Annotated in this window: 20 protein-coding genes and 2 pseudogenes; 9 read left to right on the forward strand and 13 right to left on the reverse strand. The window is 67.8% G+C overall.

The genetic code is table 11. From position 1 onward, the window contains the following. Positions 1-43: 43 nt before the first annotated feature. On the reverse strand, positions 44-190 hold the full coding sequence (locus tag QX204_RS12015) for a hypothetical protein (RefSeq protein ID WP_301906782.1): 147 nt from the start codon (positions 188-190) through the stop codon (positions 44-46). A gap of 280 nt (positions 191-470) precedes the next feature. Between QX204_RS12015 and QX204_RS12020 the strand changes: the two genes are divergently transcribed. From QX204_RS12020 to QX204_RS12030, 3 genes are read left to right on the forward strand one after another with little or no spacing between them, the layout of a single operon-like run. After that, the gene (locus QX204_RS12020; protein WP_174555379.1) at positions 471-761 is read left to right on the forward strand and encodes a hypothetical protein; all 291 of its coding nucleotides are present in this window, start codon (positions 471-473) and stop codon (positions 759-761) included. A 27-nt stretch (positions 762-788) separates the two neighbouring features. Next, positions 789-1373 carry an NAD-dependent epimerase/dehydratase family protein gene (locus tag QX204_RS12025; protein ID WP_301906783.1) on the forward strand — a complete coding sequence of 195 codons (585 nt, stop codon included), beginning with the start codon at positions 789-791 and terminating at the stop codon, positions 1371-1373. Positions 1374-1406: 33 nt separating this feature from the next. After that, positions 1407-2603, forward strand: a complete 1197-nt coding sequence (locus QX204_RS12030) for a GNAT family N-acetyltransferase (RefSeq protein WP_301906784.1) — start codon at positions 1407-1409, stop codon at positions 2601-2603. An 18-nt stretch (positions 2604-2621) separates the two neighbouring features. Here QX204_RS12030 and QX204_RS12035 read toward each other — a convergent pair whose 3' ends face one another. The 4 genes and pseudogenes from QX204_RS12035 to tnpA form a co-directional block, all read right to left on the reverse strand. After that, entirely contained in the window at positions 2622-3872 is a 1251-nt protein-coding gene (locus tag QX204_RS12035; RefSeq protein WP_301906785.1) for a serine hydrolase, read from the reverse strand. Between the two features lie 245 nt (positions 3873-4117). Beyond that, a complete protein-coding gene (locus tag QX204_RS12040; protein ID WP_301906786.1) occupies positions 4118-6856 on the reverse strand; it encodes a fumarate reductase/succinate dehydrogenase flavoprotein subunit in 2739 nt (912 codons plus the stop codon). Continuing rightward, positions 6853-7596: an ABC transporter ATP-binding protein gene (locus QX204_RS12045; protein ID WP_301906787.1), complete on the reverse strand. Its 744-nt coding sequence runs from the start codon at positions 7594-7596 to the stop codon at positions 6853-6855. The genes QX204_RS12040 and QX204_RS12045 overlap by 4 nt, the downstream gene beginning before the upstream one ends. Positions 7597-7653: 57 nt before the next feature. Continuing rightward, positions 7654-7932 (reverse strand): annotated as a pseudogene (gene tnpA / locus QX204_RS12050) (IS200/IS605 family transposase); the annotation flags it as partial. Here tnpA and QX204_RS12055 point away from each other — a divergent pair. Then, positions 7897-9141: an RNA-guided endonuclease InsQ/TnpB family protein gene (locus QX204_RS12055; protein WP_301906788.1), complete on the forward strand. Its 1245-nt coding sequence runs from the start codon at positions 7897-7899 to the stop codon at positions 9139-9141. The pseudogene tnpA and the gene QX204_RS12055 overlap by 36 nt on opposite strands. Here the strand turns inward: QX204_RS12055 and QX204_RS12060 are convergent. The 5 genes from QX204_RS12060 to QX204_RS12080 form a co-directional block, all read right to left on the reverse strand. After that, entirely contained in the window at positions 9138-10004 is an 867-nt protein-coding gene (locus QX204_RS12060) for an ABC transporter permease (protein WP_301906790.1), read from the reverse strand. The genes QX204_RS12055 and QX204_RS12060 overlap by 4 nt on opposite strands. Continuing rightward, the gene (locus tag QX204_RS12065) at positions 10001-11431 is read right to left on the reverse strand and encodes an ABC transporter substrate-binding protein (protein WP_301906791.1); all 1431 of its coding nucleotides are present in this window, start codon (positions 11429-11431) and stop codon (positions 10001-10003) included. Before QX204_RS12065 ends, QX204_RS12060 begins: the two co-directional genes overlap by 4 nt. Before the next feature lie 18 nt (positions 11432-11449). Further along, positions 11450-11677, reverse strand: coding sequence for a 4Fe-4S dicluster domain-containing protein (locus QX204_RS12070; RefSeq protein WP_019046727.1), 228 nt, complete (start codon positions 11675-11677; stop codon positions 11450-11452). Beyond that, a complete protein-coding gene (locus QX204_RS12075; RefSeq protein ID WP_301906793.1) occupies positions 11677-12453 on the reverse strand; it encodes a GntR family transcriptional regulator in 777 nt (258 codons plus the stop codon). The genes QX204_RS12070 and QX204_RS12075 overlap by 1 nt, the downstream gene beginning before the upstream one ends. 189 nt (positions 12454-12642) lie before the next feature. Beyond that, positions 12643-13317, reverse strand: a complete 675-nt coding sequence (locus QX204_RS12080) for a PaaI family thioesterase (RefSeq protein ID WP_301906794.1) — start codon at positions 13315-13317, stop codon at positions 12643-12645. 157 nt (positions 13318-13474) lie between these two features. Between QX204_RS12080 and QX204_RS12085 the strand changes: the two genes are divergently transcribed. After that, complete coding sequence (locus QX204_RS12085; protein WP_301906795.1) at positions 13475-14131, forward strand: HAD family hydrolase; 657 nt, start codon at positions 13475-13477, stop codon at positions 14129-14131. Between the two features lies 1 nt (position 14132). Here QX204_RS12085 and QX204_RS12090 read toward each other — a convergent pair whose 3' ends face one another. Continuing rightward, on the reverse strand, positions 14133-14657 hold the full coding sequence (locus QX204_RS12090; RefSeq protein WP_301906796.1) for a DinB family protein: 525 nt from the start codon (positions 14655-14657) through the stop codon (positions 14133-14135). A 112-nt stretch (positions 14658-14769) separates the two neighbouring features. On the opposite strand from QX204_RS12090, the gene QX204_RS12095 reads away from it, so the two are divergent. The 4 genes and pseudogenes from QX204_RS12095 to QX204_RS12105 all read left to right on the forward strand — a co-directional run bounded on the left by QX204_RS12095 (position 14770) and on the right by QX204_RS12105 (position 16959). After that, a complete protein-coding gene (locus QX204_RS12095) occupies positions 14770-15252 on the forward strand; it encodes a hypothetical protein (RefSeq protein WP_301906797.1) in 483 nt (160 codons plus the stop codon). Further along, positions 15233-15738, forward strand: a pseudogene (locus QX204_RS34430) (MepB family protein). Before QX204_RS12095 ends, QX204_RS34430 begins: the two are co-directional and overlap by 20 nt. Positions 15739-15757: 19 nt before the next feature. Then, a complete protein-coding gene (locus tag QX204_RS12100) occupies positions 15758-15967 on the forward strand; it encodes a hypothetical protein (RefSeq protein ID WP_301906798.1) in 210 nt (69 codons plus the stop codon). 56 nt (positions 15968-16023) lie between these two features. Next, a complete protein-coding gene (locus tag QX204_RS12105; protein WP_301906799.1) occupies positions 16024-16959 on the forward strand; it encodes an ADP-ribosylglycohydrolase family protein in 936 nt (311 codons plus the stop codon). Here the strand turns inward: QX204_RS12105 and QX204_RS12110 are convergent. Beyond that, positions 16926-17708, reverse strand: a complete 783-nt coding sequence (locus tag QX204_RS12110; protein WP_301906800.1) for an ABC transporter ATP-binding protein — start codon at positions 17706-17708, stop codon at positions 16926-16928. The two genes, QX204_RS12105 and QX204_RS12110, sit on opposite strands and share 34 nt — an antisense overlap. Further along, positions 17705-18376 carry a FadR/GntR family transcriptional regulator gene (locus QX204_RS12115; protein WP_301906801.1) on the reverse strand — a complete coding sequence of 224 codons (672 nt, stop codon included), beginning with the start codon at positions 18374-18376 and terminating at the stop codon, positions 17705-17707. The genes QX204_RS12110 and QX204_RS12115 overlap by 4 nt, the downstream gene beginning before the upstream one ends. Positions 18377-18551: the final 175 nt, after the last annotated feature.

Raw genomic sequence — 18551 nt, forward strand, 5'->3', positions numbered from 1 at the left:
CCGGTACCGCGTGGGATACCGGGACATCGAGTCGGAACGGGGCTCAGCGTGCAGGGTGCGGGTCGGACTGTTCCGGACTGATCCGGCGTGATTCAAACCAATAGGTCAGGGAAACGGTGGCGTAGGAAGCCGCCACCACTGCTGCGGTCACCAAGACAAATGTGATGAACAAAGAAATCAGGAAAGCCATCGTGCCCTCCTCGCGGTACGGTAGGCGTGCGATGAAGGTGGTGGTCAGCGCCTCGTCGCGCCGAATCTGAACGAGCCCCGCACGTTCGATACTAGGGGCACGGCGCGACGCGGGCACGGTTCTGCGGCTGTGACTGCGGTCATTGTTTACGCGGAGTGTCGCCCACGTCACCGATCCGCCCATGAGGTTGAATGTTCAACATATCTGGGTTCTACCGCGTCACGAGTTCTCGACATCGGCTTCACCACGAACAACCGACGAAGGAGCACCGATCGTGAGCATGATCCTGGCCGCAGTGCACGACACCTATGGCATCGTTGTCGCCCAGGTGGGCAATCCCACGCCGGAGGCACCGCCGATGGCCGACAAGGTGATGCAGCTGGGCCGGTATTTCACCTGGATGATCCTGTTGTCCGGCGTCACGGCCATCACCTATGGCGGCGGCCGCTTCGCCTGGGAGAAGTGGAACGGCGGAGGCCTGCAATCGCCGAAGATGATCGCCAGCGCCATGGCGGGCGGCGCGGTCGCCACCAGCGCGGGCACCATAATGAACGCGGTCATCGGGGCCTGAGAACCCGTCCCCGCTACGGTCGGGGACGTGCGTATCTTTCTCGCGGGCGCCACGGGCGTCATCGGATCACGGTTGCTGCCGCTACTGGTCGGCGCCGGTCACGAGGTGGCCGGCCTGACCCGTTCCCCGAGTAAAGCGGCAGCCGTCCGTGCGGCCGGAGCCGACGCGGTGGTCCACGACGTCTACGACGCCGACGGCCTCACCACCGCGGTGGTCGACTTCGCCCCCGACCTCGTCATGCACCAGCTCACCGACCTCCCCGACGACGTGTCGCGACTGGCCACCGCCGGCGAGGCGAACTCCCGTATCCGCACCGAGGGCACCGCGAACCTGATCGCGGCCGCCACGGCCGCCGGGGCGAAACGCTTTCTCGCCCAAAGCATCGCCTGGTCGCCGCCGGCGGGTCGCGGCGAGGCGATCGCGACCCACGAATCCGCTGTGCTCGCCGTGGGCGGCGTAGTGCTGCGATACGGCCAGTTCTACGGTCCGGGAACGTACTACGAGTCGACCCCACCGGCACCTCCCCGCGTCCACGTCGACACCGCCGCCGCGCGCACACTCGACCTGCTCGAAGCGCGGTCCGGCATCGTTGTCGTCGTCGATCCCGAGTAGAGGCACTGCCCCCGGATAGGGAACAGTGAGGGGATGGCTGTTGACGTAGACACCCTCCACAGCGACGACGATCTGCACGCGGCGGGTGCGGTGTTCCGCGCGGCCATGGTGGGACTGCCGCCGCTGCCGCCGGACCGCGATCACCTGTCCGAACCGGGCCGCACGCTCGGTGTGCGCCTCGACGGTCGGCTGGTCGGCACCGCGGAGTCCTACACCAGCTGGCTGGTAGTGCCCGGCGGCGCGCGCGTTGCCCATGCCGCGGTGACGCATGTCGGTGTGCTGCCGACGCACACCCGGCGGGGAGTGCTCACCGCCCTGCTGCGCCGACAGCTCGACGACATCGCCGAGCGGGGCGAAGTGGTGGCCACCCTGCGTGCGTCCGAGGGCTCGATCTACGAGCGTTTCGGCTACGGCGTGGCGAGTTCCTTCGCACGCCTGGATCTTCGCCTCGGTCGAGCCCGCCTGCGCGACACGGTGCCGCCGTCCGGCCCGGTCCGGTTCGTCGAACCGGCCGACGCCTGGAAGCTGTTCGCGCAGATCTACGCGAGTGCCCCGATCTCGTGGACCGGCGCGATCGATCGTCCCGATTACTGGTGGAAGCTCAAGGAACGCACCGCGGCCGAACCGGTGTACACGGTGACGCACGGCCCGATCGGCGCCGAGGACGGGTTCGCGCGCTACCACCCGGTCGACACCGCGAACTGGTTCACCAGCCGCGAACGCACGATCGTCGTCGACGATCTCGTGGCGAGCACCCCGCAGGCCTACCTGGGTCTGATCCGGCACCTGCTCGCGGTCGATCTCGTCGACAAGGTGACCTTCGCGTTCGCGCCGGTGGACGCGCCGCTGCGGCACCTGTTCACCGACGAACGCGCGGTCGAGGTCGCCGCGGTCCACGACGAAACCTGGCTGCGACTCGTCGATGTCCCCACCGCGCTGGCTCGTCGCACCTACCACGACGGACCGCCGGTGATCATCGAGGTCGACGATCCGATCCGCACCGCCAACACCGGCCGGTACCGGATCGGTGCGGACGAGATCACCAGGGTCGACGACCCGGCCGATATCAGCGTCGACGTCGCCACGCTCGGCGCGATCTACCTCGGCGGGTCGACCTGGCGCCGGCTCGCCTTCGCCGGTCGTGTCGTCGAGCACCGCGCGGGCGCCGTCGACGCCGCCGACAACCTGTTCGCCACGCCGACACTGCCCTTCAGCGGAACGTTCTTCTGACCGACGCGATCGGTCGGATCAGGGGTGGAAGAGCCGATCGGCGGGCGCCAGCGGGCGCAGGGTGTCGGAGATCTGGGTGACCAGTCGCCACGGCCGTTCGAGGTCGGTGGCCGCCTTGCCGCTGGTCAGGATGGCGCCGGAGAGGCCACGGTCGGGATCGGCCCAGCCGTATTGAGTGGTGAGCCCGCTCCGCCCGAAATGGGAACCGGTATCGCGGCCGAATTTCGACCGGCGGGCACCGAGCTCGAATCCCGCGCGGCTGACCCGACCGGCCAGGCCGGGCATGCGATCGGCGGGGGCGATCGCCGCGCGCAGCGTGGCGGGCGCGATGATCCTTGTTCCGTCCAATTCTCCACCGCGCGCGAGGATTTCGTAGAACCGCGACAGTTCGTAGGCGGTGGTGACCAGGTTGCCCGAGGGGAGTTCGGCGGTGAGGAAGGCGTCGTTGGTCGCCTTCGAAGCCTTGTCCATGTGGCCGCCGAGTGCCTTGTTCGCCAGGAATCGGGCCAACCGCGGCTGCGGCGGACCGGTCTTCACACTGGGGACGACCTTGCCGACATCGGTGGGATCGACGCCGAAGTTGTTCCAGCGGAAGCCGAACGGTGTGAGCACCTGGTCGGCGAGGTGCTCGCGCATCCGCTTGCCGGTGGCTCGTTGGACGAGCAGTCGTTGGATCAGTCCGCTGGTCAACGCGTGGTAGACGCGGAAACGTCCGGGCGGCCAGCTCGGCACCAGATCGGTGAGGGCGGCGAGGGCGAGTTCCTCGTCGAGGACAGCGGCGGTTCCGCTGTGCGGGGCGGTGATGAACGGAATGCCCGCCGAATGCGAGAGCACATCGCCGATGGTGATCACGCCCTTGCGGTGTGCCGCGAACTCGGGAATGTATTCCGCCACAGCGTCTTCGAGCCCGAACGCGCCCTGCTCGATGAGCATGAACATCACTGTGGCGGCGACGCCCTTCGCGGTGGAGAACCCGCAGAACGGTGTCTGCGGTGTCGCCGGGATCAGTTCGGCGTCGGGACCGTCGCTCGGGGCATTGCCCCACCCGTGACCGATCGTCCGGTTGAGCACGATCGCACCGTTGCGTCGCAGACACACCTGGATGGCCGGTGTCGTACCCATCCCGTACCACGTGCGCACCGACGCCCAGATCGCCTCGACGTCGGCACGCGACGACCCGGCATCGGCCGGATCGTCCTCGTGGCCGACCGTGGTCACCGCGTCCAGATCCTCGGTAACCCTCACCAACGTGGCTGGTAGTGCGCTCATCGGGCCAGCCTACCGACGGCGAGCTGTGATAATCCTGAGCGTGCTTCCCGCTGATCGGTGACACAGCGTCGTCGACGGGTCCGCGAACCCCGGGCTGCGACGACCGGGATCGACGCTCGCGCGCGCCCTGGCCTCGCAGCGCTCGTCGGCGTTCGGGCGCGGCGGTCCGGATCCGGCACCGCCCGCCCGCGGCCGCGACGATCGCGCCGCCTCCGCGCTGCGGCAACGCCGCGACGAGTCGCTGATCACGCCTTGGCCTCGGCCAGTGCCGCATCGGCACGAACAGCGTCGACCGGGCTGCGACCCGCGGCGGTCACCGCGCGGCGGGCATAGGCGCGGACGTCGGCGTCGGGATCGGTGATCGCCGACTCGAGCGCGTCGAGGGCGGCGGCACTGCTCGGCCAGGTGGACAGGGCCAAGACCGCCGCCTTGCGCACATCGAGGTGACGGTCGGTGAGCGCCTCGCCCAACGGCGCCACGCCCGCCTCCGGGGTCGAACCCGCCAGCCCGCGCGCCGCACCGACACGCACCTGCCAGGCGGAATGTCGCAGTGCCGCACCGAGTTCGGCGACGTCCTCGTCAGCGGTGCCCAGCGCGGCGTACGCGGTGAGCGCGGCAGCGCGGACCAGCGGATCGGGATCGCCGGCGAGCACGCGGATCACCTCGATTCCGCCGTCACCGATCGAGGCGAGCCCGTGCGCGACCGCGATGCGCACCTCACGGTTGACATCGCCCGCGATCGAGGACACCGCGTCGGCATCGTCGAGCGAAACCAGGGCGCGCACCGCCTCGATCCTCACCCGATGGTCGGTATCGCCCAGCGCCGCACGGTAATCCGGTGCCGACCCGGCCCGCAGCGCGCGCAACAGATCGACAACGGTCGCGCGAACCAGGGGATCGGGGGAGCCGAGATGCTCGCCCAGGGCACCGGCCCCCGCGAGCACCTCGACCAGTTCCCGCAGACTCTCGGTGGCCGCGCGGCGCACCGAGGCCGCCTCATCGCCGAGTGCCCGCACCAATTCCTCGGCGAATCCGTCGGGGGTGTTCTCGGTGAGCACCGACAGCGCCGCCACGCGCACGACCGGATCGGGATCGGTCAGATAGCTCGAAACATCCTCGACCGCAGGGGAATCCAGCGCGAGCAGTGTGACCAGCCGCGGCGAGGACGGCGAGACCGGCGCGACCTCGTCGCGCACGGGGGCCTCGCGCTGTGGCGCCCGCGTCCCGACCAGTTCGGGCTGGGCGATCACCTCGACGATCGACTCGGCCGAGGGCACATCGTCGAGACCGGGCACCGGCACCAGATACGGCGCCACCGAGCGCTTGACGAATTCCATCGCCCCGTCGACCGTCTTGCGCAGGTTCAGATGGAAGTTCCACGACTCGTCGTCACGCTCGGGCAGATCGGCGCGATCGTGATAGAGACCCCACCGCGACTCGGTGCGCGTGAGCGAACTGCGCGAAGCCATTTCGGCGCAATCCCGGATGAACTGCACCTCCACCGCACGCATCAGTTCGTGCGGGGTCTGCGCGCCGATGCCGTCGACCTCGGCGCGCATCCGCTCAAAGGTCTCCACGGCGATCGAGAGCTTGGCGGCCGTTTTCGGGGGCGCCACATAGTCGTTGACGAACCGGCGCAGCTTGTATTCGACCTGTGGCTGCGGCGGACCCTCGGGCTGACGCAGCGGCCGGTAGATCAGTTCGTGTGCCTCGGCGAGCTGGTCCTCGGGCAGGTCGGCCGGTGCGTCGAGCCGGTCCAGCGTCGACGCCGCGTGCGCACCGGCCAGATCGCCGTAGACGAACGCGCCGATCATGTAGTTGTGGGGCACGCACGCCAGATCGCCCGCCGCGTACAGGCCGGGCACCGTGGTCCGCGCGTTCTCGTCCACCCACACCCCGGACGCGGAATGTCCACCGCACAAACCGATCTCGGAGATGTGCATCTCGATATCGTGGGTGCGGTAATCGTGCCCGCGATTGGCGTGGAAGGTTCCTCGGGTGGGGCGCTCGGTGGTGTGCAGGATCGATTCGAGCGTCGACAGCGTCTCGTCCGGCAGGTGCGAGACCTTGAGATAGATGGGCCCGCGCGCGGATTCGATCTCCTGCTTGACCTCGGCCATCATCTGACCCGACCAGTAGTCGGAGTCGACGAAACGCTCACCTTCGGCGTTGACCTGATAGCCACCGAAGGGGTTGGCCACATACGCGCAGGCCGGACCGTTGTAGTCCTTGATCAACGGGTTGATCTGGAAGCACTCGATACCGGAGAGTTCGGCACCGGCGTGGTAGGCCATCGAATAGCCGTCACCGGCGTTGGTGGGGTTCTCGTAGGTGCCGTACAGATAGCCCGACGCGGGCAGACCGAGCCGACCACACGGGCCCGTCGCCAGAATCACCGCTTTCGCGGCCACCTCGACGAATTCGCCGGTGCGCGTGTTCAACGCGGCCGCACCCACGGCACGGCCGTCGGCGGTGAGCACCCGCACCGGCATCAGCCGGTTCTCGATGCGGATCTTCTCGCGCATCTTCCGTTGGCGCAGGACGCGATAGAGCGCCTTCTTCACGTCCTTGCCCTCGGGCATCGGCAGCACATACGACCCCGACCGGTGCACCCGGCGCACCGCGTACTCGCCGTACTCGTCCTTCTCGAACTTCACCCCGTACCGCTCGAGCCGCTGCACCATGGCGAAACCTCGTGTGGCCGTTTGGTACACGGTGCGCTGGTCGACGATGCCGTCATTGGCGCGGGTGATCTCGGCGACGTAGTCCTCCGGCTCGGCCTTACCCGGGATGACGGCGTTGTTCACCCCGTCCATGCCCATGGCCAGCGCCCCGGAATGGCGCACGTGTGCCTTCTCGAGCAGCAGCACGTTCGCGCCGGACTCGGCGGCGGTGAGCGCGGCCATGGTGCCCGCGGTGCCACCACCGATGACGAGCACATCGCAGTCGAGACGGATACGGTCGGACAGTTCGGGAATGTTCACAGAGACTCCAGGATTCGGGCCCGTAGGGCGCTCCGGTCCACCGGTTCGCGCGGGTCGGGTACCTCGACGACCGCGCGCAGCGAACCAGCGCCGAGGACGGCGATCCGATCGCCGAGCAGCAGGGCTTCGTCGAGATCATGGGTGACGAAAACGATCGTGGTCGGGTGCGCGCGCCAGGTCTCGACGAGCAGTCGCTGCATCTCCGCACGGGTCTGGCTGTCGAGCGCGCCGAAGGGCTCGTCCATGAGCACCGCGCGCGGCGAGCCCGCCAGGCTGCGGGCCAGCTGGACTCGCTGGCGCATCCCGCCGGACAGATCGCGCGGGAGATAGTCGGCGTAGCCGCTGAGCCCGACCTCGTCGAGCCAGCGTTGCGAACGCTGTGCCCGCTCGGTGCGCGACACGCCCCGAAGGCGCAGCGCCAGATCGATATTGGCACGCGCGGTGCGCCACGGAAGCAGCGCGTCGTCCTGGAACACCAGGGCGCGATCGGCCGACGGGCCGGTCACGGTGTCCTCGTCGGCGCGGATCACCCCGGCGGCGGGCTTGCGCAGCCCGGCGATGGCGCGTAGCAACGTCGACTTGCCGCAGCCGGATTTGCCGACCAGGACCAGGATCTCGCCCGCCGCGACGGTCAGATCGAAGTCGCGCACAACAGTTTTGGGGCCGTAGCTGATACGAACGGCCTCGAGGCTCAAACGCATGCCGACGGAGACGGTCGGCGCGGCGGTGGTCGTGGTCATCGGGAAAGCTCCAAGGAAACCCCCGGATTTATCCGTGGGGAGGAATGGGAGTGCCTTTCAAGCATCTTTGTGGTTCTCGACATAGCGTTTCACTGCCTCCAGGGTTGCGCCGCCGACAGTGGCGACGAAGTACGAATTGGTCCACAGGGTGGGCAGGCGGGACTCGGCCGAAGCGCGGGCCAGGTCGGTGAGTATGAGGGTGGGAAACTCGGCGCGCAGTACTCGCGAGGATCGGTCCTTGATCTGCTTGACCCGCCGGTGAATCCCGAACTCCGGATCACACGAGACGAGCAGTTGCACATGGTCGGGCATGGTTTCCAGCTCGATGATGGGGGCTGTATAACTTTCGGTGTGGATGAAGTAGTGCGCTACACCTACCGTCTGCGCCCCGGCGCGCACGCGGCGCGCGCGCTCGAATCCGAATGGCATCGTTGCCGATTCCTGTGGAACGAAGCCGTCCATCAGCGGCGTGAGGGCGGTAAACCCAACTTCTCGCGCCTGTCGAAGATGCTCACCGAAGCGCGCGCCCGCACCACATGGTTGCGTGAGGGATCGCAGGTCGCCCAACAGCAGACGCTGCGCACCTACTCTCGAGCGCTGGACCAGTCGTTCAAGGTGAAGGGCCGCGGCCTGCCGGTCGTGAAGTCCCGCAAGAAGGCTCTGCCGTCGCTGGAATACACGACGCGTGGGTTCGGTATCAGCGGTGGTCGTTTGACCCTGCCGAAAGGCGTCAGCATCCCCGTGGTGTGGTCGCGGGAACTGCCCTGCGCACCAACCTCGGTCCGCGTCTACCGAGACAGCCTCGGCCACTGGTACGCCTCGTTCGTCGTACGCCGATCGGTCGACGCGCTTCCTGTCGCGACCGGCAGTATCGGGATCGACTGGGGTATAACCACGACCGCGACCACAACCGACCCCGACCATGATCTGCCGTATCTCGGGCATCGGAAGCGGTGCGCCGCCGAACTCGCGCGTGCTCAGCGGAAGATGGCACGCCGCCGTCGGCCGAAGGGGCAGGCGCAGAGCAACGGCTACCGGCAGGCTCGGCGTGAAGCCGCCCGCTTGCACAAGAAGGCGGCCAGGCAGAACACTCACACCGCGCGGGTATGGGCTCGCCGTGTCGTCGCCGACTATCACACCATCGCGGTGGAGGACTTCAAGCCGAAGTTCCTTGCCCGTTCCACGATGGCGCGGAAAGCGGCGGACGCTGCGATCGGTGCCGCGACACGAGAGTTGATCGAACGTGCTACGCGGGCGGGGCGAAGGGTGGTGTTGGTTCCGCCCGCTTACACGACGATGACCTGCGCTAGCTGTGGAGCGAGAGCCAAGCAGCGGCTTGCGTTGGATGTACGGATCTTCTGTTGCGGGGACTGTGGGCACGCCGCAGACCGTGACCGGAACGCCGCCGCTGTAATCCTGGCGGCCACGGTAGAACTCGACCGTGTCAGTGTTGACGACGTAAGCCATTGTTGGCCTCCTTTCGGGGCGGTTGATGGTGCGGTCCGAACTGGAAATTCCCCGGATTTATCCGTGAGGAAGGGTTAAGAGGCAACCTCTCGCGGCAGCCAGCGGGTCACCCGACGGCCTGCCAGTTCGACGATTCCGGAGGTGAGGAAACCGAGTACACCGATGGTGATCATCCCGACGAACACGGCCGGGTAGTCGACGATGGTGTAGGACTGCCAGGTGCGGTAGCCGATGCCGAGGCGCCCGGAGATCATCTCCGCGGAGATCAAGCAGATCCAGGCCACGCCCATGCCCACCGACAGCCCGCTGAACACACCGGGCAGGATGCCGGGCACGACGACCCGGGTCAGCACCTCCCGCCGCGAGGCGCCCAGCGTGCGGATGGCGTCTTCCCAGATGGTCGGCAGTGCCCGCGTCGCATGCCTGGTACTCACCAGCACCGGGAACAGCGACGCGGTGAAAGTGATGAACACGATGCCGGATTCGTCACTGGGGAACAGCAGGATCGCCACCGGTACCAGCGCGATCGCCGGAATCGGTCGGATCAGCTCGGCCAGCGAGCCGAACACATCGGCCAGCAGTCGCGACCGACCGAGCCCGATGCCCGCCAGTACACCCACGACCGCGGCCAGGCCGAACCCGGTGACGATCCGGATCAGCGACTGCGCCACATCGAGGTAGTACTGACCGGTCCCGAGATGTTCACCGAACTCGGCGACGATCTCGGTCACCGTCGGCAGCGTGTCGAACCGCAACCCCGCGCGCACATTGCCCGCGGTGAGCAGCTGCCACAGACCGACGGCCGCGGCCACCGAGGCGACTCGGATCACCCGCGAGACCCACACCGACCTGGCGGGAGCGCTGTCGGCGTGCAGCGCGGCGGCATCGGTGCCGTCGACACCGGTCACGGTCGGGACGGACAGCCCGGAAACCGTGCTCATCCGCGGACTTCCGTGACGGCCTGCTCGTAGGAGACCGGCGCGGCGGCGGGATGGGTGCCGCGATAGCGGTCGGCCGCTGCCTGTGTGGTGAACGGCAGGTACTGCGTGCCCTCACGCAACCAGATGGCCTTGTCGGCGAACCAGCGAGTACCCAGTTCGGCATCGGGGACATACACCGCGCGGATCGTCTTGCCCTGCGCCTTGGCTGCCTGCACCGCCCGTAACAAGCAGCCGGGGTTCGCGGCGGGCTGGGGCTTGTCGGCGCCGTCGACCCAGACCTCGCCGGCCAGTGCCGGATCGCTCACCGCCACAGCGCAGATCGGATCGGTCCCGGTCACCTTGCTCGGGTTGACCCCCGACGCCAGCGCGGTGTCGTAGTCGGTGCGGCCGGTCTCGGCGAATGCCTTGCGCAGCGGCGCGTCCTGGACGAAGGCGTCGATATCGAGATCGGCGAAATCGCCGATCGACTTCAGGTAGTTCACGTCGGCCTTGAACGCCGCGATCAGGTTCGCCTTGAGCGTGGTGTCGAAACTGGTGCCGCCGGGGCCGTTGTAGAGATAGACGACCTCCTGCGGCAGGCCCGACCCCTTGGCGACGAGATCGGCTGCCTCGAAAGGCTTCTCGTTGATGAACGCGGTCGCGTCCAGCTGTGCCGCGAGGAAGGCCTGCAATACCTCCGGGTGGTCGGCCGCGTAGGTCCGGCGGGCCACCACGCCGTGGAAAGTCGGCACATTCAGTTCGGCGCCGTCGTAGAGCAGCTTGGCCTTGTTCTGCTGCACGAGCAGACCCGGCCACGCCACGAACTGCGACAGTGCGCCCACCTGATGCGATTCCAGTGCGGACGCCCCGACCTGCGGCTGCTGGTTGAGCACCTCCACACCCTTGGCCGGGTCGATCCCGGCCCGGCTCAGCGCCTGCACCAAGGTGCCGTGGCCCGCCGAACCCACGCTGGCCGAGATCTTCTGCCCGGCCAGATCGGTCAGCGAACGAGCGGGTGAATCATTGGGCACCACCACCATGTTCAGTGCGCCCTTGGGGTTGTAGCCGGTGATCGACACCAGCTCGGTACGTGCGCGTTCGTTGGCCTGCGTGCGAGATCCGTTGATCAGCAACGGGTAATCGCCCATGGAGCCGATGTCGATCTTCTCGGCCACCATCTGGGCGGTGATCGGCGCGCCGGTGTCGTAGTCCTGCCACTCCACCTGGTACTTCGCGCCGCCACCGTCGGTGATCTTCTGCAGCCGCTGCTCCAGATAGCCCTGCGCTCTGAGCAGGGTGCCCGCGGTGACGGTATTGATGGTCTTGGACTGGTAGCCGATGACGACCTTGACGGTGCCCGCCGGTGCGGCATCGGTACTTTCGAGCGAGCAGCCCGCCGCGGTGAGCGCGAGAGCCAGTGCGACAGGGACGAATCGAGTGATCTTCATGCGTGGAGTTCCCGGTTTTCAGCGGAGCAGATAGGGCATGTTGACGGTGACGGCGCCGGTGGGGCAGCGCGCCGCGCACGGCCCGCAGTACCAGCACTCGTCGACGTGCATGTAGGCCTTGCCCGAATCCTCGTGGATGGCAAGGGAATCGAGCGGACACATGTCGACGCAGAGGGTGCAGCCGGTGATGCACAGCGATTCGTCGATCGTCACCGGGACGTCGGCGCGCTGGGGGACCAATGCCATTACAGGACCTTCCATTCGGGGGTGCTGCGGGTGAGGCTGCCGCGCATGGTGATGCGGTCACCGCGCATGCGGATGTATTCGAGATCGACGGGTCGACCGTCGTCGAGGTGGGTGAGTCGTTCGAGCATGAGCAGCGGCGCGCCGGCCGGGGTATCGAGTGTGGTCGCGGTGTGCGGATCGGCCGCGACGGCTTCCAGTGCGAGATCGGCGGCGCCCAGCGACTGGCCGGTGATCTGTTCGAGCAGCACGAACACGTCGGTGGTCTCGAGATCGTGGGTGAGCAGCTCGGTGCCGATATCGGGCGCGAGGTAGGTGAGATCGAGGCTCAGTGGCAGATCGGCGAGAAACCGCAGGCGTTCGATGTAGACGACTTTGTCGCCGGGCGCCAGCTCGAGCCGGCGCGCGACGGCCGGGGGAGCGGTGATCGTGGTGGCCGCACGGACCTCGTTGCGGACGGTGCCGTGCCCTTTGAGGGTCTCCTGCAGGCCGAGCAGGGCGTCGAGGCCGTGGTCGAACTTGCGGGCGGCGACCCGGGTGCCGACTTTCGGGGCGCGATCGATGAGCCCCTCGTCACGCAGCAGCGCCAGCGCTTCGCGCACAGTGTTGCGGGAGGTGCCGTGCTCGGCGGCGAGTTCCTGCTCGCCGGGCACGGTGCCCACCACCGCGCCCGCCAGGATCTGATGGCGCAGGATATCGGCGACCCGGCGCGCCCGATCGGCGCGCTGACCGCGAATCGGGGTGGGCTCGGAAGCCCCTGTTTTCTCGCTGACCTGCATGAACAGCGACGATAGCGGCGATTTCGGGGCACTCGGCCGGTCGCGATTCCGGTGTGAATTCAGGGGATGTTTCTACGCCGGGTAGCGGTTCGCGCGACCTGCGGGTATCGGCGGCGAAATCGCTATTGCGCCACCTCGGGGCGCGCGGCCGACATTGCGATCACGTCGATCGCAATGTCGGCGCGGGGCTCATGGCTGGCCGGGATTGAGCACGATGAATAGCCCCTTGGCCTCGGCGCATAACCGGTCGTCGTCGTGCATCGTCGCCCGTAGGTACACCTTGCGGCCCTCGACTCGCTCGGTCCACGCGCGCACCGTCAGTTCGCGATTGAGCGGGGTGATGGAGCGGTAATCGAGGGTGAGCGAGGCCGTGCGGGTCACCGACTTGGTGGACAGCGCGGCGGTCATGCCGATGATGTCGTCGAAAGCGAGGGCGATGTGCCCACCGTGGGCGGCGTTGTTGCCGCCGAGGTGGAAGCTGCGGAAGATGACCTTCGCGGTGACGCCGTCGCTGTCACCGCTGACCACCGTGTACGGCGGCAGGGTGATGTTGCCGCGCGCGGGCAGGTCGGTGCGGGTCCAGCTGGGGGAGGACCACTCGTCCACCACTGCCTCGTCGAGGCGGGCATTGAGCTGCTCGAGCGTCGCGATGGCCTCTTTGGCGAGCTCATCGGACGGGTTCACCAGCCGTGCGCGGTCCATCAGCACGCGGACCTGTTCGATCAGCTCGCCGTAGTGCGGCCCGCCCACCGGGTTGTCGGCGCTGCGGTTCTTCCGCGCCTGGATCAGCTCGGCGACCGGCCGGAATCCACCTTCGTGATGCTTCTCGTCCGGGAGCGAGTTGCCGACCTGTGTATCGTCCATATGCAACACGTTATCGCTGCCGAGCTGGATGTTCGCGCCGGGGATCGGTGTCAGGTCAACTAGGCTGGGTCCCGATCACCGAGTAGGTCCTAGGTACCGGAGCGTCGGCGCACCACCGGTGGTGCCCCCTCCGGGTGAGCGGCGAAAGGCTGAGCGCATGGGTATCGCGGCGGTTGTGTTCGACATGGATGGCGTGCTGATCGATTCCGAACCCATCTGGGAACAGGTCAGGCACGATTATGTGGTCCTCAAAGGTGGCCGGTGGCAACCGGATTCGCAAAAGAAGATGATGGGGATGAACACCGTCGAGTGGTCGTCTTATCTGGCCGACGATCTCGGTGTGGCCGAACCGGCCCACAAGGTGGCTGCCGACGTCATCGATCTCATGGCCGACAAGTACGCCCATCACGTCCCGCTGTTGCCCGGCGCGGTCGAGGCGGTCCAGCGGTGCGCGGGAAGCTGGAAACTCGGCCTGGCCAGCTCTTCGCCCGCCACGGTGATCGATCTGGTGCTCGCGAAGTCCGGCCTGCTCGACTTTTTCACCGCGGTGCTGTCCACCGAGGAGGTCGGCCGCGGCAAGCCCGCACCCGATGTCTACCTGACCGTCGCGCAGCGGCTCGGTGTGGATCCGAAAGACTGTACGGCCGTGGAGGATTCGACCAACGGTCTGCTCTCCGCGCATGGCGCCGGGATGCGTCTGATCGCGGCGCCGCGCCCGGAGTTCCCGCCGCGGCCCGATGTGCTCGCCCTGGCCGACGCGGTCATCGGCGATCTCGACGCGCTCACCGCCGACGTCGTGACCGGAACCGCCTGACTCAGAAGCTGCCGGTGACGCCGTCGATCCGCTCACGCAACAGGTCGGCGTGGCCGTTGTGGCGGGCGTATTCCTCGATCATGTGCAGGTACACCCACCGCAGGGTGTAGTCGTCGCTGCGCCACGGAACGTGGAACACATGGTCGAGGGAGAGGTCGGCGACGGCGGCGTCACAGGCGGTGACCTCGGCGTGGAAGGCGGCGAATACCTCCTCGGCGGGCAGGGACGCGAGGTCGTCGAAATCGGCGTCCGGCTCGTCGTCGGTGCTGTAGACCGGCTCGACTTCCTGGCCCGCCGCCGACAGTCGGAACCATCCCCGCTCCACGTCGGTGAGATGGCGGACCAGCCCGAGCAGCGACAGCGACGACGGTTCCACCGACCGCACCGCGAGCTGTTCGCCATCGAGTCCACCGCATTTGCCGAGCAACGTCTGGCGGTGAAAGTCCAACCAGGACTGCAACATCGCCCGTTCGTCAGCGCCGACCAGGGTTCTGGTGGGCTGGAGTTCGGGTGCTTTCCACGTCATCGAGGCGAGGCTACCCGCCGCCCTATCACGGTGCAGCTCGATTTCGAGTGTCGCGTCACCGATTCATCGGTCCGCCCACCCGGAGCCCTCGCTGATCCGGCACACTGGCCCGATGGGTGACCAACGCGACGACCAGCCCGAAGTCGTAGTCCACGTCGGTGACGGCTCCGATGTGCCGCACCCCGTCGACCCCGCCCGGCCGGGTTTCACCGCTACCGATCCCGCGCCCGAACACCCCTTCCTCTTGCTCACCCGGACCCCCACCGACCACATCCAGGCCCGTTACCTGCCCGATGGCACCTACGAACTCGAACACACCACCGGGCCCACCCACCGCCACCTGTTCACCTGCGACGCGGTCCTGGTCCGCGACATCGTCTGGTCCTGGGTCCAACGCGATACCTGGTGGTCCGACACCGTCGCCTGGACCACCGTCGATCCCGCCATCGCCGAACTCCACGCTCTGCACACCGAACTCTCCGACATGCTCGACGGCATCTCCCTGATGGACTCGGTCACCGACGAACTGGACCGGGCCCTGGCTCGCGCCGACGAACTCCTCGACGCCGACTTCGATGTCGACCTCGGTGAATAGCGGGCCCGCGACGGTCGTGCATCCAGACGTAGCCGAGGCGCGAAGTCTGATCAGCGCTCTGGGACTGCCTGTTTCAGCCGCCGTCCCCGAAGTGGACAACGCCGAGTACGGCGCGGCCGTATCGAGTGTTGGTCGCGGTTCGGTCCGGTTTCGGGTGGGCAAGCAGACCCCGACGAAGGTCGGGTTGTTCGTTTCCGTGTGGCGGCGTGCGAAGGACGGTTCGACGGAACCTTTCGCGGACGAGGACGGCGTCGATCTGCACTTGTCGAACACGGGATCGTGTCGGTCGCCGGTCGTGGCGGCAAGCGCGGCTTCCGGGTCTACCCACCGTGGTCACCGGCAGCGAACGCACAGGCACGACAGTCACAGAAGTGGCAGTGTGACTACTTCCTCGACCTCGAAAGGATTGATTCGCCGACCGCGCGGAATCTGTACGAACCGGTATGCCTTCCCGCTGATTCGGAGCACAGCGGCGAGAAGCGCTGAGGTGAATTACAGTGGCGCCGTGGGGATTACCGAATACGGCCCGGGTGATGTCGTGTATTTTCCGGCGGGCCCGTTCAGCGGCATCTGCGGTGTCGTGCGGGAGGTCGACGTGCGGCGGGCACAGCTACGCATCGAATTCGGCGAGGGCACCGTCCACCGGGAAGGCAATGTCCTGCGGGAGCGGCGGCACAAGCTGACAGTCGGATTCGACGAGGTCGAGTTGGTGTAGCGACTCGGAGGTCGTCTTGCGGCGCCTGCCGGCGGTGGGCGATGATTGCGCCCAGCATGCTGAATTCCGATCCCTTTTTCGACAGCCTCGAAGGCTTATCAGTAGGGGATGCGCTGGGCGCGCAATTCTTCGTCCCCGGGCGCTCGATCCCCGATCTTCTTGCCGGACGACCACCGGCCGCACCCTGGCAATGGACCGACGACACCGAGATGGCGTGTTCGGTGTACGCCGAGATCCGAGAACGCGGCAGGGTGGATCGCGATGCTCTCGCGGCCGCTTTCGCCGACCGTTGCGAACCGTATCGCGGCTACGGGCCCGGCACAGTCGTTGTGCTGCACGAGATTCGAGACGGGCGTCCGTGGGCCGAAGCGGCGGCTGCGGTGTTCGACGGGCGGGGATCGTGGGGAAACGGCGCCGCGATGCGGGTGGCGCCACTCGGTGCGCATTTCGCCGGAGACCCGGACCGGGCCGCGGCGCAGGCGGCGATGTCGGCGGAGCTGACCCATCGGCATCCGGAAGCGATCGTGGGTGCGATGGCGGTGGCGGTCGCGGCCGCATACGCTGCCGACTCTCGCGAAAAAGGCTGTACGCCTGATCAATTGCTGGCGGCCGTCGAGCCGTATCTCGTCGACGGGCGCACCGCGCGAGGTGTGCGCCGAGCCCGGCAGTTGCTCGGCCGAACGGCAGCCGAGGCGGCTTATGAACTGGGCAACGGCGCACGGGTCAGCGCTCACGACACCGTGCCCTTCACCCTGTGGGTGGCCGCCACCCATCTTCACGACTATCCGGCGGCGGTGTTGGCCTGTGTCGAGGCGGGCGGCGACGTCGACACCACGGCCGCGATCGTCGGCGGCATCGTGGCAGCCCATACCGGTACCGGAAATCGGGGTCGCACCCGGGGAATTCCGGCGGAGTGGCTCGCCGCGCGAGAACCGCTGCCCGCCTGGGCGCTGGGTTCTCAGCGAGCGCGAGCGCTCCAGCGGCCGTCGTAGCGGACTTCGATCGGGTGGGCGAAGGCGGTCGAGACATGGTCGGTGGTGATGACCTCGGTGGCCGGGCCCGCGGCGACGGTGTGGCCGTCGGCGATGAGCAGGGCGTGGGTGGTGGTGCTCGGGAGTTCCTCGAGGTGATGGGTCACCAGGATCGAGGCGACCTCGGGATGGGTGTGATCGAGGGTGTCGATCGTGGTGAGCAGTTGTTCGCGGGCGGCCAGGTCGAGGCCGGTGGAGGGTTCGTCCAGGAGCAGGACCCGGGGGTCGCTGATCAGGGCGCGGGCGATGAGCGTGCGGCCGCGCTCGCCCTGCGACAACGTGGGCCAGACGTCGTCGGCCTTGCCGGATAAACCGAGAGTGTCGATGATCGCCTCGGCACGGGCGAGGTCGTCGGCGGTCGGCGACCAGCGCATCGGCGTATCGATCGTGCCGGTGACGCCGGTGAGGACGACCTCGCTCACCGTGAGCGCGTAGCGCAGAGGATGACGCGGGTTGACGTGGCCGATCGAGCGGCGCAGCCGAGCCAACTCCACCCGGCCGAACTGTTCGCCGAGCACCCGCACGGCCCCGGTGGTGGGGAAGGTGACCGCGCCGCAGAAGCCGAGCAGCGTGCTCTTGCCCGCACCGTTGGGGCCGAGCAGCGCCCAGTGCTCACCGGCCCGCACGGTCAGCGAGATGCCGTTGATGATCTTCTTGCCGTCGCGACGGAAGGTCACCGCGTCGAGTTCGATCACGGGAGCGCCGGTCATGTGAAGGCCTCCTTCAAGGCGGACAGGTGGGTGCGGCTGAATTCCGCTGCGGCAGTAGGGTTTCGGTCGGCAATCGCCTGGGTCAGCTGCTCGTGTGCGCAGTGATCGGCCTGCTCGGAGCGAACCGGGCGCAGCTCGAGCATGTCGATCATGGCCAGGCGCAGGCGCGGGAGGAAGCTGTCGAACAACTGGGTGAGCACGTCGTTGTGCGCGGCGACGATGACCGCGCGATGGTAGGCCATGTCGGCATCGACGTGAGCGGCGACGCTCTGGCCCTCGGCGCGGCGACCCGTCAGGGCACGGCGGATGGCCCGCAGGTCAGCGGGCGTTCGCCGGTGCGCGGCAAGGGCTGCGGCTTCGGCCTCGATCGCGATGCGCGCCTCGATCACCGTGGCGATGGTGGCGCCACGCAGCACGACATCCCAGTCCTCGGAGACGTCGAGCGCGGTGACGAACACCCCGGAGCCCTGCCTGCTGTCGAGCACGCCTTTGCCCGCGAGTTCCCGGATCGCCTCGCGCAGGGTCGAGCGGCCCACACCCAACTGGGCGGCGAGCAGCGTCTCACCCGGTAACCGATGGCCCAACGGCCATTCCCCCGCGCGGATCCGCGCGAGCAGGAGTTCAGCCGCTTGGGCGGCCAGCGGCTGTCGTCGTACCTGCGATACCACCGATAAACCTCTCTACTTGTCTGAGGAGTTGTGGTAGAAGTGTACCCATCATGACCAACACCGCGCTTCTTCTCGGCCGCCACGGCGGGGCCTGACCGACCGGCCGCCCCGCCGTGGGGCTCAGTCATGGCCGGTCGCCGTCGTCTCGTGGCCCGTCGTGGCCAGGAAGCAGAGC

The sequence above is a fragment of the Nocardia sp. PE-7 genome (assembly GCF_030486425.1).
Taxonomy (GTDB): Bacteria; Actinomycetota; Actinomycetes; order Mycobacteriales; family Mycobacteriaceae; genus Nocardia; species Nocardia salmonicida_A.